Genomic DNA, 15,776 nt, shown 5'->3' with positions numbered 1-15,776 from the left:
AGAGCACCGCAAATCGGACCCGCGGTGTGAGTTCAGCGCCCGGAGGAGGTAGCGAAGCGTGACCACGCAGGGCGTAGCGAGCACCGCAAATCGGACCCGCGGTGTGAGTTCAGCGCCCGGAGGAGGTAGCGAAGCGTGACCACGCAGGGCGTAGCGAGCACCGCAAATCGGACTAGGAGAGAACACAAATGGCAGAAGTACTTGTGCTCGTCGAGCACGCCGACGGTGCGATCAAGAAGGTCAGCACCGAACTGCTCACCGCCGCGAGCGCACTCGGTGAGCCCGCCGCCGTCGTGACCGGCCCGGCCGGTACCGGCGAGAAGCTGGCAGACGCGCTGGCCGCCGCGGGCGCAGCGAAGATCTACATCGCCGAATCCGACGATGTCGAAAACTTCCTGGTGACCCCGAAGGTCGACGTGCTCGCCGGTCTGGTCGAGTCGATTTCCCCGGCCGCCGTGATCGTCGCCGCCACCGCCGAAGGCAAGGAGGTGTCGGGCCGCCTCGCCGCGCGCATCGGCTCCGGCCTGCTCGTCGATGTCATCGACGTCAAGTCCGACGGTTCGGTCGTGCACTCCATCTTCGGTGGCGCGTTCACCGTCGATGCCAAGGCCACCGGCGACGTGCCGGTGATCTCGGTGCGTCCGGGCGCTGTCGAGGCTACCGCCGCGGCCGGTGCGGGTGAGAAGGTGACCGTCGAGGTGCCCGCGCAGGAAGAGGGCGTCGTGAAGGTGACCTCCCGCGAGCCGATCGTCGGTGGCGACCGTCCGGAGCTCACCGAGGCGGGCATCGTCGTCTCCGGTGGTCGCGGTGTCGGTTCCGCCGACAACTTCGCGGTCGTCGAGGCGCTGGCCGATTCGCTCGGCGCCGCCGTCGGCGCTTCGCGTGCCGCTGTCGACTCGGGCTACTACCCGGGCCAGTTCCAGGTCGGTCAGACCGGTAAGACGGTCTCCCCGCAGCTCTATATCGCCCTCGGCATCTCCGGCGCCATTCAGCACCGCGCCGGTATGCAGACCTCGAAGACCATCGTCGCGGTCAACAAGGACGAAGAGGCCCCGATCTTCGAGATCGCGGACTACGGCATCGTCGGCGACCTGTTCAATGTCGCCCCGCAGCTGACCGAGGCTGTGAAGACGCACAAGGGCTAGGCTCCCGCCTCTCCGATATTCAGGCGGACCGGTCGGGCGCGGTGTGAGTCGCGTTCCTGGCCCGCGGGATATCGGTTGGCTGGGTTGGCCCGTCCCTGGTGAGTTACCCCTGACTCGCCAAATCTGTTGTCGCGTAATGCGGCAACAGATTTGGCGAGTTTTGCGTTTCTGGGGAAACTCGCGGCCAGGTCGGGGTGGGATAACCTGCGGATATGGCTGTTCCTACGACTCGGATGCTGGTGCTCGCCGTGGTGCGGTTGCTGGCGCCGGTGCACGGTTACGACGTTCGGCGGGAGTTGTTGTCCTGGCGGGCGGACAATTGGGCGAATGTGAAACCGGGCTCGGTGTACGGCGCACTGAATACGTTGCAGCGCGACGGGCTCATCGCGGTGGCGGGCGTCGGACAGGATGGTGCGCGACCGGAGCGCACGACTTATCAAATGACCGCCGAGGGGGAGAAGGTCTTCGCTCAGCTGCTGCGTGACGCGCTGTGGGAGGCCGAGCAGCCGAAGCATCCGTACGCCGCGGCGGTCGCGCTGCTGCCTCAGGCCCCTCGGGACGAAGTCATCGCCGCGCTGCGCAGTCGGATCAAGAAATTCGAGGCCGAACTCGAACAGCTCGACAGGGAGGAGCGTCGCGTCATGGCCGGTAGTGGCGATCCGGCGGAGACCGAACCGCATCATGTCGCCGACGCGATCCGCTTGGCCTCCGAACATATCCGGGCCGATCTGCGCTGGTCGCAGAAAACGTTGGAGCGCATCGAAAGTGGCGCGTTGGAGATCTGGGATCGGTTCCCGACGCGGCTGGACGGTCGCAGCGCGATTATCGACTGATCAAGACTGAATAGTAAAGCTTGACTATTTAGTCGTTCGTTTCTACCGTTGTTCAGGTGGAAACGAACGACTCCGTTCGCGATCGCACCCGCACCTCGGTGATCCGGGTGCGCGGGCTGGCGCGCACGTTTGAAACCAAAACTGGCCCCGTCCAAGCGGTTACGGGCGTCGACTTCGATGTGTACGAGGGTGAGATCCTCGGTCTGCTCGGCCCCAACGGCGCGGGCAAGACCACGACGCTGCGAATGCTCAGCACCCTCATCGCCCCGACCGAGGGCGAGGCGGTCATCTCCGACGCTGATCTACGGGTCGAGCAGCGGACCGTGCGTTCGCGCATCGGCTACGTCGCCCAGGGCGGAATGACCAATGACGATGCCCTGGTCCTCGACGAATTGGTGCTGCAGGCCAGGCTTTTCGGACTGAGCAAGGCGCAGGCGACGCACAATGCCGAAGAACTACTCGTCGCGCTCGACCTGGACGGACTCGCTCGGCGTAAATGCAACCAGCTTTCCGGCGGTCAGCGCCGCCGCGTCGATATCGCGCTCGGCCTGGTGCACGGCCCGAGGCTGATCTATCTCGACGAGCCGACCAGCGGCCTGGATCCGCAGAGCCGCGCGAATCTGTGGGAACACATCCGGCGCCTGCGCGAGCGGGGCACCACGGTCGTGCTCACCACCCACTATCTGGACGAGGCAGACGCACTGTGCGATCGCCTGCTGATCATGGACCACGGCGGCATCGTCGCCGAGGGCTCGCCCGACGAACTCAAGCGCCGCATCTCCGGTGATGTGGTGAGCTTCGAAATCGATAACGTCCATGCCGATCTGGCACTCCAGGTCGCCAAGTCGGTGCTCGAGGTGCGCTCGCTGGTGTGCTCGGAGGATGCGGGTGCGGACCGCGTCGGTGCGACGCTGGTGCATCTCACCGTGGATCGCGGCGACACCGCGGTCGTACCCCTGTTGCGTGCCATGGACGAGCGCGGTCTCGTACCGGGTGCGGTCACTGTCAAACGTCCCAGCCTCGACGATGTCTTTCTCACCATTACGGGGCGTTCGCTGCGGGAGGCGAGTCACTCATGAGGTTCATGCGCGAGACCGGACTGATCTTCTGGTCGCAACTGCGGGCCAATCTGCGAAATCCGGTGTGGGTCTTGATCGGTCTGTCCCAACCGGTGCTGTATCTGGTGCTGTTCGGGCCGCTGGTCAAGGGCATCGCGCCGTCGCTCGGCGCGGATGCCGACCCGTGGAAGCTGCTCACGCCCGCGCTGGTCATTCAGACCGGGCTGTTCGGCGCCATCTATGTCGGATTCAGCATTGTGGCGGAATTGCGCGCGGGGGTGGTCGAACGGCAGCGGGTCACGCCCGCGAGCCGGGGCGCGCTGCTGACCGGACGTGTGCTCAAAGACATGGTCGTGCTGGTCGTCCAGGCGCTGGTGCTCGTCGGAGTTGCCATGGCGGCCTTCGGGGTTCGACCCGATCCGCTCGGCGTGGTGCTGTCGGTCCTGTTGATCGCGGTAATGGCAGCCGGTTTGGCGGCGGCGTCCTATGCGCTGGGGCTGTGGGCCAAATCCGAGGATGTGCTCGCCTCGGTGCTCAATAGTCTCGCGGTGCCGCTGATGCTGCTGTCCGGCATTCTGCTGCCGTTGAGTGTCGGGCCGGGCTGGTTGCGCACGATCGGGAAGGTGAATCCGTTCTCGCACACCGTCGATGCGGCCAGGGCCCTGTTCCGCGGTGACTTCGGTGCCTCCGAGGTGTACCTCGGCACCGGGCTCACGCTGGCCGTCGCGGCGGTGGCGATGATGATCGGTGCACGCGGGTTCACCCGCGAAAATGCCTGACCGATGATCCGCAGGCACACGAGATCTGTTGCCGCCATGGGCGGTGACAGATTTCAGCGGCGGTGCAGCCCCGACAGCAGCGTGGTGAGGATCGGGGAGCGGCGTGCATCGCTGCGCAAGACCGCCGAGACCGGAATCCGTAGTCGGTGCTCGGGGGCGAGGTGCAGGACGACCAGGCCCTCGGTCGGGCTGTCGGCGTAGAGCACGGTCCAGGTGTCCGGGCGATTGATCAGCTCCATGGTCGCGGTGTGGTCCGGTGGAATCGGCGGACCGAAGGTAGGGCCCGCGGCCAGATCGGCGAAGGCGGCCCGAATCACATTGTGCAGCAGGACCTGTTCCTGCTCGGGCGGGAGCAGCAGCGGATACGGGCTCAGATCCGCCAGCGTCACCTGGTCGCGTGGGGCCAGCGGGTGGGCCGCGGAGGTGGCGATCACGAGGTCCTCGATCCACAGCTTCTCGACCGCTAGACCGGGCTCGTCGACACTGCCGCGAATGAGCGCGAGATCGCAGTCGCCGTCGGCCACCGCGGTGATCCGCTGCCGGAACGGTTTGATGACGAATTCGATCTCGGCATCCGGATGCGCGGCGCGCGCTCCGGCGATCGCGGACAGGGACCGGGTTGCGAAGGACATATTGGCGGCCAGCCGGATGCGGTGACCAGAGGTGCGCACGGTGGCGCGGATGGCCGACTCCAGACTGAGCATCTGTTTAGCCAAGGGAAGTAGCCGCATGGTCGCGTCAGTCGGCACAACGGCCCTGGTAGAGCGCTCGAACAAGGTTACGCCGAGATCACGCTCGAGCCGGGCGATCTGATGGCTGATCGCCGATTGGGAGATGTAACAGCGGGCCGCGGCCCTGCTGAAACTCAGCTCCTCGCACACCGCGACGAAGTAGGTGAGCTGGCGAAGCTCCACTTGATCTCCATTCATGAGCAATCCAGATAAGAGTCATATCTATTATGCGCCTGAACACCTGAAATATCTGCGGATCGAATTACGGTTGGTAATGAGAGAAGGAGGCTGTCATGGAACACGCAGATGTTGTCATCGTTGGATCGGGATTCGGGGGGCTTGCCGCCGCTAAGCAGTTGGCCAAATCGGGCATCAATTACGTTCTTATCTCGAGCACTCCGGAGCATCTCTTCCAGCCGTTGCTCTACCAGGTCGCGACAGGTGTGCTGGCCTCGGACGAGATCGCCCCGCCGATCGCCTCGGTGCTGCGCAGGCATAAGGAGGCCGACGTCCGGCTCGGCAAGGTCGTCGCCATCGACGCCGACAACGCGGTGCTCACCTACGAGCACGATGGAGCTCGCACACAGATCCGCTATGGCTCGCTGATCGCAGCCACCGGCGCCTCGCAGTCGTACTTCGGCCGCGACGATTTCGCCGATAAGACGTTCTCGCTCAAGACCATCGACGATGCGAAGTTGCTGCGCGCACAGATCGAGCGGGTCTTCACCGAGGCCAAGGACGCGGATGCGCAGACCCGCAAGCGACTGCTGAGCTTCGTGGTGGTCGGCGCGGGCGCGACCGGTGTCGAGGTTGCCGGTCAGCTGAAGGAACTCGCGAAACGGCATTACCACCAAGAGGTTTCGGTGACCCTGGTCGAGGGTGCGGGCGAGGTGCTGCCGCCCTTCGGTGGCGGACTCTCGGAATATGCGAAGGCATCGCTGACCAAGAGTGGCGTTGAGGTGCTGCTGGGCACCTTCGTGACCGATATCGAATACGGCAAGGTGACCGTCAAGGATAAGCAGGGCATCGAGCGCCGGATCGCGGCCGAGACGGTGGTCTGGTCCGCCGGTGTGCAGGCCGGCGGGTTCGCGCAGCTCCTGGCCGAGGCTACCGGCTGCGAAACCGACCGGGCCGGAAGGCTTTTGATCAATCCGGACCTGACCGTCGGCGGCCACGCCGACATCTACGCGATCGGCGATATGACCTCGCTCAACGGCTATCCGGGCCAGTCGCCGGTCGCCATGCAGGAGGGCAGGCACGCCGCCGACATCATTCGCCGTAAGAAGCTCCCCGCCACCCCGTTCAAGTACTGGGACAAGGGCAGCATGGCGGTGATCAGCCGGTTCAGCGCGGTGGTGAAACTCAATGAGCACATCACCTTCCGAGGTGTCATCGCCTGGACCATGTGGCTCGCGGTGCACCTGCTGTACCTGGTCGGGTTCCGCAATCGTTTCGCCGCAGTGGCCTCGTGGCTCGTCGCCTTCATCGGTACGGGTCGCCCGGGTTTCGACGAGGTGGAGCAGACACCGGACGTGGTCGGTCTGCCAGCGCGCGACGCGGCCTGAGCGCCGCGGTAGCGCAGCGTGGCCGAGGACACAGAATGGCCCTCGACCAGGTAAAAGGCGGCGAAAGCGATGCGGTAATCAGAACGATGCGCGACAGTTCGGTGAACGCTCGGTGTGACCATCATCTCGTTCACCGAACCGGCATCGTGGCGACACTTCGAGGTTGCTCCGGCGCAGTTTCTGGCTGGCTTCATCACGGATATGACTATTTCGTCCGTGTTGACAGCCCCGGCTCGATCGACGGACTCCGGGGAGGAACGGTCGCGCTACTCGCTGGTCGTTTCTTCCGATTCGGAGCACCGCCTGGCCGCGCAGCGGCTGCGCTACGGCGTCTTCGCCAGCGAGCCCGGCTTTCAGATCCCCGATAACGGAACCGGTCTCGACGCGGACCGGTTCGACGATTACTGCGACCACCTGCTGGTCCGCGACGACCGGTCCGAGGAATTCGTCGGCTGCTACCGAATGCTGCCGCCGGACAAGGTGATCGCGGCGGGCGGCTACTACACCGCCACGGAATTCGATCTGTCCCAACTGGATCCGGAGGGCAACCGGATCGTGGAGATGGGCCGCGCCTGCGTGGTCCCCGACCATCGCAACGGTTCGGTGCTGACGCTGATGTGGGCGGGCATCCTGCACTACATCCAGCTCACCGGATACGAGTGGGTGATGGGCTGCGTATCGGTGCCGATGCAGGACACCCCCGCCGACCCGCCAGGAGGGAACGTGCGCGGCGTGCGGGACATGCTGCTCGGCCGACACGGATCCGATCCGGAGCGGCGCGTGCATCCGCACAACCCGGTGGTCGTCGACGGACTGACTCTGGATGAGATGACCCCACCCGCGCGCCCGAAGCTCCCGCCGCTGCTGCGCGGTTACCTACGCCTGGGCGCGGAGATCTGCGGTGAACCGGCGCACGATCCGGATTTCGCGGTCGCCGACTTCGTCGCGCTGCTGGGTCTGGACACGATCAATACCCGCTACCTCAACCGATTACAGGACGCCGCCAACGCACTCGACGGGGGACGGTGAGGTAGATGGTGTTCGACGCGCCGCCCGCACAGAGCACCGCGCACGCGTGGATGCCGTCGAGCCCGTGCGGGCCCGGCTGCATCGATCCGGTCGACGAGATCGGCACCGCACGGGTTGTCGGCCGTCTGCTCGGCGCGGCCGGGCTGCTGGTCAGCTTTCCGATCGTCAACGTCGTCACGCCGCGCGGCATGCGCGAACACCTGCGGCGGCGTTATGCGCGAACCGTGCTGAGCTGTTTGGAGATTCGGCTGCGCATTGTCGATAACCGGGTGGGGTGCAGCGCCGATGCGGACCGATCCGCTGCTGCCGAGTCGAGGCAGGCGCGTTTCGCCGAACCCGGCAAGGGACTGCTGATCGTCGCCGGTCATATCGGTTGGACCGATGTGGTCGTGCTGGCCGCGGTGCAGCCGCTCGGATTCGTGGCCCGCGCCGATATGCTCGATTGGCCGCTGCTCGGCGGTCTGGCGAAGCTGATGCGGGTCATTCCGATCGAACGCGAACGTCTGCGCGAACTACCCGACGTGGTGGCGAGTCTCGGTGACCGCTTGGCTTCGGGGGATCGGATCGCGATCTTCCCCGAGGGCACCACATGGTGCGGCCGCGCCTACGGGACTATGCGGCCCGCGCTCTTCCAGGCGGCGGTGGATACCGGAACATCGGTGCAGCCGGTGCGGCTGCGGTATCTGGACTCACACGGCACTCAGTCGACCATTCCCGGATTCGTCGGTGACGACAGCTTCGGCACCTCGGCGAAGCGGGTCCTGCGCTCGCGCGGCATGGTGGCCGAGGTGGTGCTCGAGCCGGTGGAGTATCCCGGACTCGATCGTCGTGATCTGGCTCGTCGGTGTGAACAAGCGGTGCGCGGTGCCGATCTGTCGCGCCACGGGGCCATCGAGGCCTCGGATTGGATCGAGGCGACGGCGACCCGGGTACAGGATCCGGAGTCGGCCGATGCGCAGCCGCAACGGCCGTCGCGGCGGTTGCGACCGTTCCGACGCAGGGGCGCAGGCCACCAGGTTGCGGTATCGACAGACTGATCGAAGGCACGGTCATGGGGCCGACCGGGCGATTGCCCGGTCGGCCTCCGCCGGTTCAGCGCAGCGGCCGCGAAATCGCATGCGGTGGCTGCGGGATTGCTGGCCGGGGTGTCCTCGGGTCGGGTACGTTGAGCCAAGGCGAGTACGGCGATGCCCCCGCACAGGCGGATTCATTGCGTGAGCGAACTCGGCGGGCGATCGGCGGCACCTTCCCAGAGGGAGCGGCGCGATGGATCTCAATACGATCACCGATATCGTTCGGCGTCCTTCTCAGCGACCGGGCGCGGGCTGGCGCGACGGCGACGCGTGGCTGGCCGGGGGGACGTGGTTGTTCTCGACCGAGCAGCCGGAGCTGCGCCGTCTGATCGATATCACCGGACTCGGTTGGGACAGCCTGGTGCCGAGCCACTCGGGACTCGAGATCGGCGCGACATGCACCATCCGTGAGCTGAACGCCTTTGCGCCGCCGAGTGATTGGCCCGCCGGGACGCTGTTCACCACATGCTGCGATGCGTTCCTGTCCTCGTTCAAGGTCTGGAATGCGGCGACGGTCGGCGGCAATATCTGCATGTCGCTGCCAGCGGGGCCGATGATCACCCTGACGGTCGCGCTAGCAGCCACATACACCGCGTGGGCCGCCGACGGATCCGAACGCACCATCGATGCCGCCGACTTCGTCATCGGGGACCACCGAAACGTCCTCGGCCCCGGCGAGATACTGCGCCGCATCGATATCCCGGTCACCGCACTTCGCAAGCGGTGTACGCATCGTCGCTTCACCCTGACGCGCCTGGGCCGCTCGACGCTGTTCCTGATCGCCACCCAGTCGCCGCAGACCACGGACCTGCAGCTCACCATCACCGCGGGCACCACCCGCCCGGTGCGCTTGGCGTTCGACAGCATGCCCGACGCCGAGACGATGCGCGAGCGCATCGACGCCATCCCCGAAGACCTGTGGTTCAGCGATCCGAACGGCACGCCCGACCATCGTCACCACCTGGCCAGATACTTCGCCGAGGAGATCCGCGTCGAGCTCACCGAAGGCGGTCGGCCGTGACGTACACCGTGAACGAAAGCACCTTCGACGATGAGCCGAATCCGGGTCAATGCCTGCGCACATTCCTGCGCTCACTCGGCTTGCACGGTGTCAAGAAGGGATGCGACGCGGGCGATTGTGGCGCGTGCACGGTATGGCTGGACGGTGAGCCCGTGCACAGCTGCATCACACCCGCATTCCGTGCCGAGGGGCATGCGGTCACCACCATCGAGGGTCTGGGTTCGCCCGAGGATATGCACCCGATGCAGCGGCAGTTCCGCGACGCTCCCGGCTTCCAATGCGGCTTCTGCACCGCTGGCATGATCATGACCGCGGTGGCGCTCACCGACGCCCAGCTGCAAGACCTGTCGCGCGCGTTGAAGGGCAACCTCTGCCGCTGCACCGGCTACCGGGCGATCGAAGATGCGGTGCACGGTGTCGCCGAGATCGAAGTCGCCCAGCCGGGCCGAGTCGTCGGGACCAGCGTCGGCGCTCCGGCGGGGACCGAGGTGGTGACCGGTCGCGCCGAATTCACCATGGACACCGCGATCGACGCCATGTTGCACCTGAAGGTGCTGCGCTCTCCGCACGCCCACGCCCGCATCGTGTCTATCGATAAGACCGCGGCGCTCGCGGTTCGGGGTGTGCATCGCGTCTACGCCTGGGAAGATGTGCCGCGCAAGCACTTCACGACCGCCATCCACACCGATCACCTCGTCGATCCCAGCGACACCTACATCCTCGACGACGTGGTGCGCTTCGTCGGTCAACGTGTGGTCGCGGTGCTGGCCGACACCGTCGGGGCCGCCGAGGAGGGCTGCCGCAAGGTAGTCGTCGAATACGAGGTGCTGCCGGCGGTTTTCGATCCGGAAGCGGCCATGGCCGACGGTGCTCCCCAATTGCACGGTTCGCACGACCCGTTCGTGCGCGATCCCGAGCACAACATCCTGCTCGAGATCCACGGGGATATCGGTGATGTCGAGGCGGGCTTCGCCGAGGCCGATGTGATCCACGAGGGCACCTACCACTCGCCGCCCGTGCAGCATGCGCATCTCGAGACACACGGATCGATCGCGTGGATCGAGGACGCTCGCCTGCACGTTCGCACCAGCTCCCAGTCGCCCTCCATCGCCAAGAACAAGCTCGGCTATCTGTTCGACCTGCGACCCGATCAGCTGCGCGTGTTCTGTAAGCGGGTCGGCGGTGCGTTCGGCGGTAAGCAGGAGGTCATCACCGAGGATTTGGTTGCCCTGGCCGCATTGGATACGGGGCGGCCGGTCTGTTTCGAGTTCACGCGCGAGGAGGAGTTCACGACAGCCTCACCAAGGCATCCGATGTCGCTGACGGTGAAGCTCGGCGCACGGGCCGACGGCACGCTCACCGCGATCCAGGTCCGGAATGTGTCGAATACCGGCGCCTACGGCAACCACGGCGGCGAGACGCTGTTCGCCGGTGGCACGGCCGTCGCGACCTACCGCTGCCCCAACAAGAAGTTCGACGCATATTCGGTCTATACCAACAACGTGCCCGGTGGCGCGCTGCGCGGCTACGGCATGACCCAGCCCGCATTCGCGATGGAGTCGGCCATGCATGAGCTGGCGGTCGCGCTCGATATGGATCCGCTCGAGCTGCGGCGGCGCAATATCGTGCGCCCTGGTGATGCTCTCGTCGCATTCGACGACGCCCCGGATGATGTCATGTTTCGCGAGGACGGCCTCATCAAATGCATCGATCTCGTCGATGACGCGTTGCGGCACAACACCGTCGAGCCGCCACCGGGAGACGAGTGGCTCATCGGTACCGGCGCCGCCAGCTCGCTGCACGAGACCGCGCCCCCGACCGACCACCTCTCCGAGGCCTGGCTGACTCTCGGTGACGACGGTATTTATGAGCTCGCCGTCGGCACCGTCGAATTCGGCGAGGGCACCTCGACCGCCCATGTGCAGATCGCGGCCGACCGGCTCGGCACGACGCCGGCACGGGTTCGCCTCGTCCAATCCGATACCGACCGAACGGGTTTCGACACCGGCGCGTTCGCCAGCGCGGGTTTGTTCGTCGCCGGGAACGCGGTGCTGCGGGCGGCCGAGGCTTTGCGCGATCGCATGCTGTACTTGGCGGCCGAATATGCGCGGGTCGATATCGCTTCGTGTGCGATGGCCGACACCGGGGTCGTCTGCGGGGACAGCCACGTATCGCTGTCGGAGCTGATCGAGGTGGCGCGCCGCCGCGGTATCCGATTGACCGAGGCACGCAAGGCTTTCGGGTCGCCGCGCAGTGTCATCTTCAATACCCACGGCTTCCGGATCGCGGTGCACCGGATGACTGGTGAGATCCGCATCCTTTACAGCGTGCACGCCACCGACGCCGGGGTCCTCATCAACCCGGCGCAGGTGCGGGGCCAGATCGAGGGTGGCGTCGCACAGGGCATCGGCTTCGTGCTGACCGAGAACTTCCACGTCGACGCGGACGGCGCGATGGTCAACCCGAACCTGCGCAACTACCGCATCCCGACCTACGCCGATATTCCCCGCACCGAAGTACTGACGGTCGACTCGGCCGATTCCGTCGGGGCGATGCACTCGAAAGGCATTGCCGAGTGCTGCATCAACCCGGTGGCGCCCGCGCTGGCCAATGCGCTGGAGGATGCGACCGGCATACGCTTCCGCGCGCTGCCGCTCACACCCGAGCGCATCTACCGGCGACTCACACCGGTTCCGGCTCGAAAGCCGTGAGGAGGCTGCGATGGGAGCCGGGAAACTCACCGACAGCGCGGCGACGGTCATCATCGGCCAGCAGGTGCGCCCGGGTTTCGAGAAGGCCTTCAAGTCCTGGCAGGAGGACCTGAACGCCGCGGCATCGGGCTATCCGGGATTCGTCGGCGCCGAGATCGCCGCCCCCACCGCGGTGCAGTCCGAATGGGTCGTGGTCTACCGCTTCGACTCCGTCGGTCATCTACAGGACTGGATAAACAGCGCCACCCGTCAGGAATTCCTGGACAGTGGGCAGCAATACTTCGACGGCCCCGCCACGCAGCAGGTGATCAGCGGCGGCACGCGACCCGTGGATCCGCTCGTGACCGTGGTGGTGACCCATCGTGTGGCTCCCGAGAGCGTCGCGGATTTCCTTGCGTGGCAAGCGGATCTGAGCCGGGAGGAGGCGAAATTCGAAGGCTTCCGCGGCACCGAGCTCTTCCGCCCCATCGAGGGTGTGCAGGACGAGTGGACGGCGCTCTACCGCTTCGATACCGCGGCGAATCTGGCCACGTGGCTCACCTCGAAGCGGCGTGAGGAGCTCCTCGCCGAGGGCGCGAAGTTCAGCGACTTCGAGTTGCGCACCATCGATAGCTCGTTCGGCAGCTGGTTCGCCTTCGACGAGAACCGCAACGAGACTCCGTCGGATACCAAGACCGCGATCGCGGTATGGGTGGGCCTCTACCCCACCGTGGTGCTGCTCACCCTCGCCCTGTCGCCGTTGCGGATGCCGCTGTGGCTGGGGTTGCTGATCGGCAACCTGCTGTCCAGTTTCGTGATGAGCTACGTCACGATGCCGTACTACGTGAATCGCTTGCTGAGGCGGTGGCTGCGCCCGCCCCCGGATACACCAGCGGCGAAGACGAACATCCAGGGCATCGCCATCGTCGTCGCCGTCATGCTGACCTGGGTCGTCCTCTTCTACGTGGCGACGACCAAGCTCTGGTCGCTGCCCTGACGGCCACCCAGCGGTACGGGCCCCGTGGGTTCGGGAATTGTGCTCGAGAGCTTCGGCGTCAGGGTCGTGGCATGCGAGTCGGCCGCTCGCCCGGATTCGCCGTGGGATCGGGCGCTGACCATCGGGGATGCGCCGGGCGGGGAATATCGAAAGGTGGTCGGCGGGTTGCGCATCGTGGGTGAGTCGTGGACAAATCGGCGAAAGCGGCGGGATACCCCGAAGATGTGCAGGTCAACGGTGGGATAGGCTTTGACGGTCATGAAGTCGGCTTTTGCGGGTTCGGTCCATGGGGCGCCCCAGACGGTCTACCTCGATCATGCGGCGACCACTCCGATGGTGCCTACCGCAATCGAGGCGATGACGGCCGCGCTCGCGATGACGGGCAATGCCTCGTCACTGCACGGTTCCGGGCGTGCGGCCCGGCGGATGCTGGAGGAGGCGCGCGAGTCGATCGCCGCCGATCTGGGCGCCCGGCCATCGGAGGTGATATTCACCTCGGGCGGGACCGAGAGCGACAATCTGGCGATCAAGGGCATCTACTGGGCTCGTCGCGATGCCGAACCGCGCCGCACCAGGATTATCGCGGGTTCGACCGAACATCATGCCGTCATCGACGCCGTCGAGTGGCTGGAGCAGCACGACGGCGCGCAGGTGACCTGGCTGCCGGTCGACTCCGACGGTGTTGTGTCGCCGCGGGTGCTGCGCGCGGCGCTGGCCGAATATGTCGACGAGGTCGCGCTGGTGAGCATCATGTGGGCCAATAACGAGGTCGGTACCATTGCGCCGATCGTCGAATTAGCCGCGGTGGCACAGGAATTCGGCGTTCCTATGCACAGCGACGCGATCCAGGCCGCCGCGCAGCTGCCGATCGATTTCGCGGCGAGTGGGCTTTCGGCGGCGAGCTTCGCCGGGCACAAGGTCGGTGGACCGCATGGTGTCGGCGTGCTGCTGCTCGGTAGGCAGGTGCCGTGTGTGCCACTGATGCACGGCGGCGGGCACGAGCGCGATCTGCGTTCCGGAACCTCGGATACCGCCGCGGCCGTCGGGCTCGCCACCGCGCTGAACTACACCGTGACCGAGTTCCCGACGCGGACAACGGAATTGATCGCGCTGCGAGACGAGTTGATCAAGGGCATCCGCGATACCGTTCCGGATGCGGTGCTGAGCGGTCCGGCCGGTGAGCGACGCCTGCCGGGCAATGTGCACTTCACTTTCCCCGGCTGCGAAGGGGATTCGCTGCTGATGCTGCTGGACGCGGCCGGGATCGAATGCTCTACCGGGTCGGCCTGCAACGCGGGTGTGGCCACCCCGAGTCATGTACTGATCGCCATGGGCGTGCAGCCGTGGCAGGCGCGCGGATCACTGCGATTTTCATTGGGGCACACCTCGACTCGCGCCGATGTGGACGCGGTGCTGAATGTCTTGCCCCAGATTGTGGAAAGGGCCAGGGCCGCGGGTCTGGCCGGTGCGAAGGGAGGTGTCTGATGCGGATACTCGCCGCGATGAGTGGTGGTGTGGATTCGGCTGTGGCGGCGGCACGTGCCGTCGACGCTGGTCATGAGGTGGTCGGCGTACATCTGGCGCTGTCCGCGACACCGGGCACGCTGCGCACCGGTTCGCGCGGTTGCTGCTCGAAAGAGGATGCGGGCGACGCCCGGCGGGCCGCCGACGTGCTCGGAATCCCCTTCTATGTCTGGGATTTCGCGGACCGCTTCAAAGAAGACGTGATCGACGATTTCGTCGCCGCCTACGCCGCGGGTGAAACGCCGAATCCCTGCCTGCGCTGCAACGAGAAGATCAAGTTCTCCGCCCTCGCCGACCGCGCGGTGGCACTCGGCTTCGATGCCGTGGTCACCGGCCATTACGCGCAGCTCGAGGACGGTGTGCTGCGCCGTGCCGTCGATGCCGACAAGGACCAGTCCTATGTGCTCGCGGTGCTGACCGCGCAGCAGCTGTCGCGGGCCATGTTCCCGGTGGGTGACACCCCGAAGCCGCAGATCCGCGCCGAGGCCGCCGAGCGTGGGCTCGCGGTGGCGAATAAGCCCGACAGCCATGACATCTGCTTCATCCCGTCCGGTGATACCCGGGCCTTCCTCGGCGCGAAGATCGGCATCCGGCCCGGTGCGGTCGTCGATGCAGACGGGCAGGTGCTCGCGAATCACGAAGGCGTGCACGGGTTCACGATCGGTCAGCGCAAAGGGCTCGGACTGCCGGGTCCGGCCGCCGATGGTAAGCCGCGCTATGTCACCGAGATCGATCCCGACTCGGGCACCGTGCGCGTCGGCTCGGCCGAGGATCTGCAGGTGTGGACCGTCCAGGCCGAGCGCGCCATCTGGACTTCCGGTGCGGCGCCCGAGGGGCCGATCGAGTGCGTGGCGCAAGTGCGCGCGCACGGCGGTACCGCACCTGCCGTTGCCGAAGCCGTCGGCGACGGGTTGATTGTGCGTCTGCGCGAGCCGCTGACCGGTGTGGCCCGCGGCCAGGCCGTCGTGCTGTATCGCCCGGATGCGTTGGGAGACCAGGTGATCGGCAGTGGCACTATCACCGACACCGCGCGCGATGCGTCGGATTCTGTGAGTAGCGCGGGCGCGAGCACAAGGCAGTGAGTGCCGCCGACATCGGGCGGCGCGGCAAGCGAGATCGCTTCGTCCCGGCGCAGACCGGGATCCACCACGCAATGGGGTGCATACCCCGCTTAGGGGCAACGCAGTGAGTGAGCGTCAGCGAGTGAGCCATCGACACAGCGCGCAGTCGCGCACGACGGAGCCGAGCGCCAGCGAGGCGCAGTCGTGAGTGAGCGTCAGCGAGTGAGCCATCGACACAGCGCGCAGTCGCGCACGACGGAGCCGAGCGCC

Annotated in this window: 13 protein-coding genes; 12 read left to right on the top strand and 1 reads right to left on the bottom strand. The window is 66.2% G+C overall.

The genetic code is table 11. The features are described from left to right. The first annotated feature begins 188 nt into the window (after positions 1-188). From AB0J47_RS40855 to AB0J47_RS40840, 4 genes are all read left to right on the top strand, one after another. Positions 189-1,145 (top strand): electron transfer flavoprotein subunit alpha/FixB family protein, encoded by a 957-nt coding sequence (locus tag AB0J47_RS40855; protein ID WP_364359641.1) that lies wholly within the window; start codon positions 189-191, stop codon positions 1,143-1,145. A 212-nt stretch (positions 1,146-1,357) separates the two neighbouring features. Continuing rightward, on the top strand, positions 1,358-1,978 hold the full coding sequence (locus AB0J47_RS40850) for a PadR family transcriptional regulator (protein ID WP_364359638.1): 621 nt from the start codon (positions 1,358-1,360) through the stop codon (positions 1,976-1,978). A gap of 56 nt (positions 1,979-2,034) precedes the next feature. After that, a complete protein-coding gene (locus AB0J47_RS40845; protein WP_364359635.1) occupies positions 2,035-3,057 on the top strand; it encodes an ATP-binding cassette domain-containing protein in 1,023 nt (340 codons plus the stop codon). After that, complete coding sequence (locus AB0J47_RS40840; RefSeq protein ID WP_364359632.1) at positions 3,054-3,815, top strand: ABC transporter permease; 762 nt, start codon at positions 3,054-3,056, stop codon at positions 3,813-3,815. The genes AB0J47_RS40845 and AB0J47_RS40840 overlap by 4 nt, the downstream gene beginning before the upstream one ends. 53 nt (positions 3,816-3,868) lie before the next feature. Here AB0J47_RS40840 and AB0J47_RS40835 read toward each other — a convergent pair whose 3' ends face one another. Continuing rightward, positions 3,869-4,729: a LysR family transcriptional regulator gene (locus AB0J47_RS40835; RefSeq protein WP_364359629.1), complete on the bottom strand. Its 861-nt coding sequence runs from the start codon at positions 4,727-4,729 to the stop codon at positions 3,869-3,871. Between the two features lie 110 nt (positions 4,730-4,839). Between AB0J47_RS40835 and AB0J47_RS40830 the strand changes: the two genes are divergently transcribed. The 8 genes from AB0J47_RS40830 (at position 4,840) to mnmA (ending at position 15,527) form a co-directional block, all read left to right on the top strand. Beyond that, complete coding sequence (locus AB0J47_RS40830; RefSeq protein WP_364359626.1) at positions 4,840-6,111, top strand: NAD(P)/FAD-dependent oxidoreductase; 1,272 nt, start codon at positions 4,840-4,842, stop codon at positions 6,109-6,111. A 201-nt stretch (positions 6,112-6,312) separates the two neighbouring features. Next, positions 6,313-7,140, top strand: a complete 828-nt coding sequence (locus AB0J47_RS40825) for a GNAT family N-acyltransferase (protein ID WP_364359623.1) — start codon at positions 6,313-6,315, stop codon at positions 7,138-7,140. 5 nt (positions 7,141-7,145) lie between these two features. After that, positions 7,146-8,177 (top strand): lysophospholipid acyltransferase family protein, encoded by a 1,032-nt coding sequence (locus tag AB0J47_RS40820; protein ID WP_364359620.1) that lies wholly within the window; start codon positions 7,146-7,148, stop codon positions 8,175-8,177. Positions 8,178-8,406: 229 nt separating this feature from the next. Beyond that, on the top strand, positions 8,407-9,234 hold the full coding sequence (locus AB0J47_RS40815; protein WP_364359617.1) for an FAD binding domain-containing protein: 828 nt from the start codon (positions 8,407-8,409) through the stop codon (positions 9,232-9,234). Continuing rightward, a complete protein-coding gene (locus tag AB0J47_RS40810) occupies positions 9,231-11,945 on the top strand; it encodes a molybdopterin-dependent oxidoreductase (protein WP_364359614.1) in 2,715 nt (904 codons plus the stop codon). The genes AB0J47_RS40815 and AB0J47_RS40810 overlap by 4 nt, the downstream gene beginning before the upstream one ends. A gap of 10 nt (positions 11,946-11,955) precedes the next feature. After that, the gene (locus AB0J47_RS40805; protein WP_364359611.1) at positions 11,956-12,921 is read left to right on the top strand and encodes an antibiotic biosynthesis monooxygenase; all 966 of its coding nucleotides are present in this window, start codon (positions 11,956-11,958) and stop codon (positions 12,919-12,921) included. A gap of 258 nt (positions 12,922-13,179) precedes the next feature. Continuing rightward, entirely contained in the window at positions 13,180-14,406 is a 1,227-nt protein-coding gene (locus tag AB0J47_RS40800) for a cysteine desulfurase family protein (RefSeq protein WP_364359608.1), read from the top strand. Then, positions 14,406-15,527 carry a tRNA 2-thiouridine(34) synthase MnmA gene (mnmA, locus tag AB0J47_RS40795; RefSeq protein ID WP_364359605.1) on the top strand — a complete coding sequence of 374 codons (1,122 nt, stop codon included), beginning with the start codon at positions 14,406-14,408 and terminating at the stop codon, positions 15,525-15,527. Before AB0J47_RS40800 ends, mnmA begins: the two co-directional genes overlap by 1 nt. Positions 15,528-15,776: the final 249 nt, after the last annotated feature.

The sequence above is a fragment of the Nocardia sp. NPDC049737 genome (assembly GCF_040674755.1).
Classification (GTDB): Bacteria; Actinomycetota; Actinomycetes; order Mycobacteriales; family Mycobacteriaceae; genus Nocardia.
The sequence above is the reverse complement of the archived record's forward strand: the minus strand, read 5'-3'. Positions and strand labels throughout refer to the sequence as shown.

What these genes read in the sequence shown, in the direction of transcription:
- AB0J47_RS40855 (WP_364359641.1), top strand. Translation starts at nt 189, where the DNA reads ATGGCAGAAGTACTTGTGCTCGTCGAGCACGCCGACGGTGCGATCAAG.
- AB0J47_RS40850 (WP_364359638.1), top strand. Translation starts at nt 1,358, where the DNA reads ATGGCTGTTCCTACGACTCGGATGCTGGTGCTCGCCGTGGTGCGGTTG.
- AB0J47_RS40840 (WP_364359632.1), top strand. Translation starts at nt 3,054, where the DNA reads ATGAGGTTCATGCGCGAGACCGGACTGATCTTCTGGTCGCAACTGCGG.
- AB0J47_RS40830 (WP_364359626.1), top strand. Translation starts at nt 4,840, where the DNA reads ATGGAACACGCAGATGTTGTCATCGTTGGATCGGGATTCGGGGGGCTT.
- AB0J47_RS40825 (WP_364359623.1), top strand. Translation starts at nt 6,313, where the DNA reads ATGACTATTTCGTCCGTGTTGACAGCCCCGGCTCGATCGACGGACTCC.
- AB0J47_RS40820 (WP_364359620.1), top strand. Translation starts at nt 7,146, where the DNA reads ATGGTGTTCGACGCGCCGCCCGCACAGAGCACCGCGCACGCGTGGATG.
- AB0J47_RS40815 (WP_364359617.1), top strand. Translation starts at nt 8,407, where the DNA reads ATGGATCTCAATACGATCACCGATATCGTTCGGCGTCCTTCTCAGCGA.
- AB0J47_RS40805 (WP_364359611.1), top strand. Translation starts at nt 11,956, where the DNA reads ATGGGAGCCGGGAAACTCACCGACAGCGCGGCGACGGTCATCATCGGC.
- AB0J47_RS40800 (WP_364359608.1), top strand. Translation starts at nt 13,180, where the DNA reads ATGAAGTCGGCTTTTGCGGGTTCGGTCCATGGGGCGCCCCAGACGGTC.
- mnmA (WP_364359605.1), top strand. Translation starts at nt 14,406, where the DNA reads ATGCGGATACTCGCCGCGATGAGTGGTGGTGTGGATTCGGCTGTGGCG.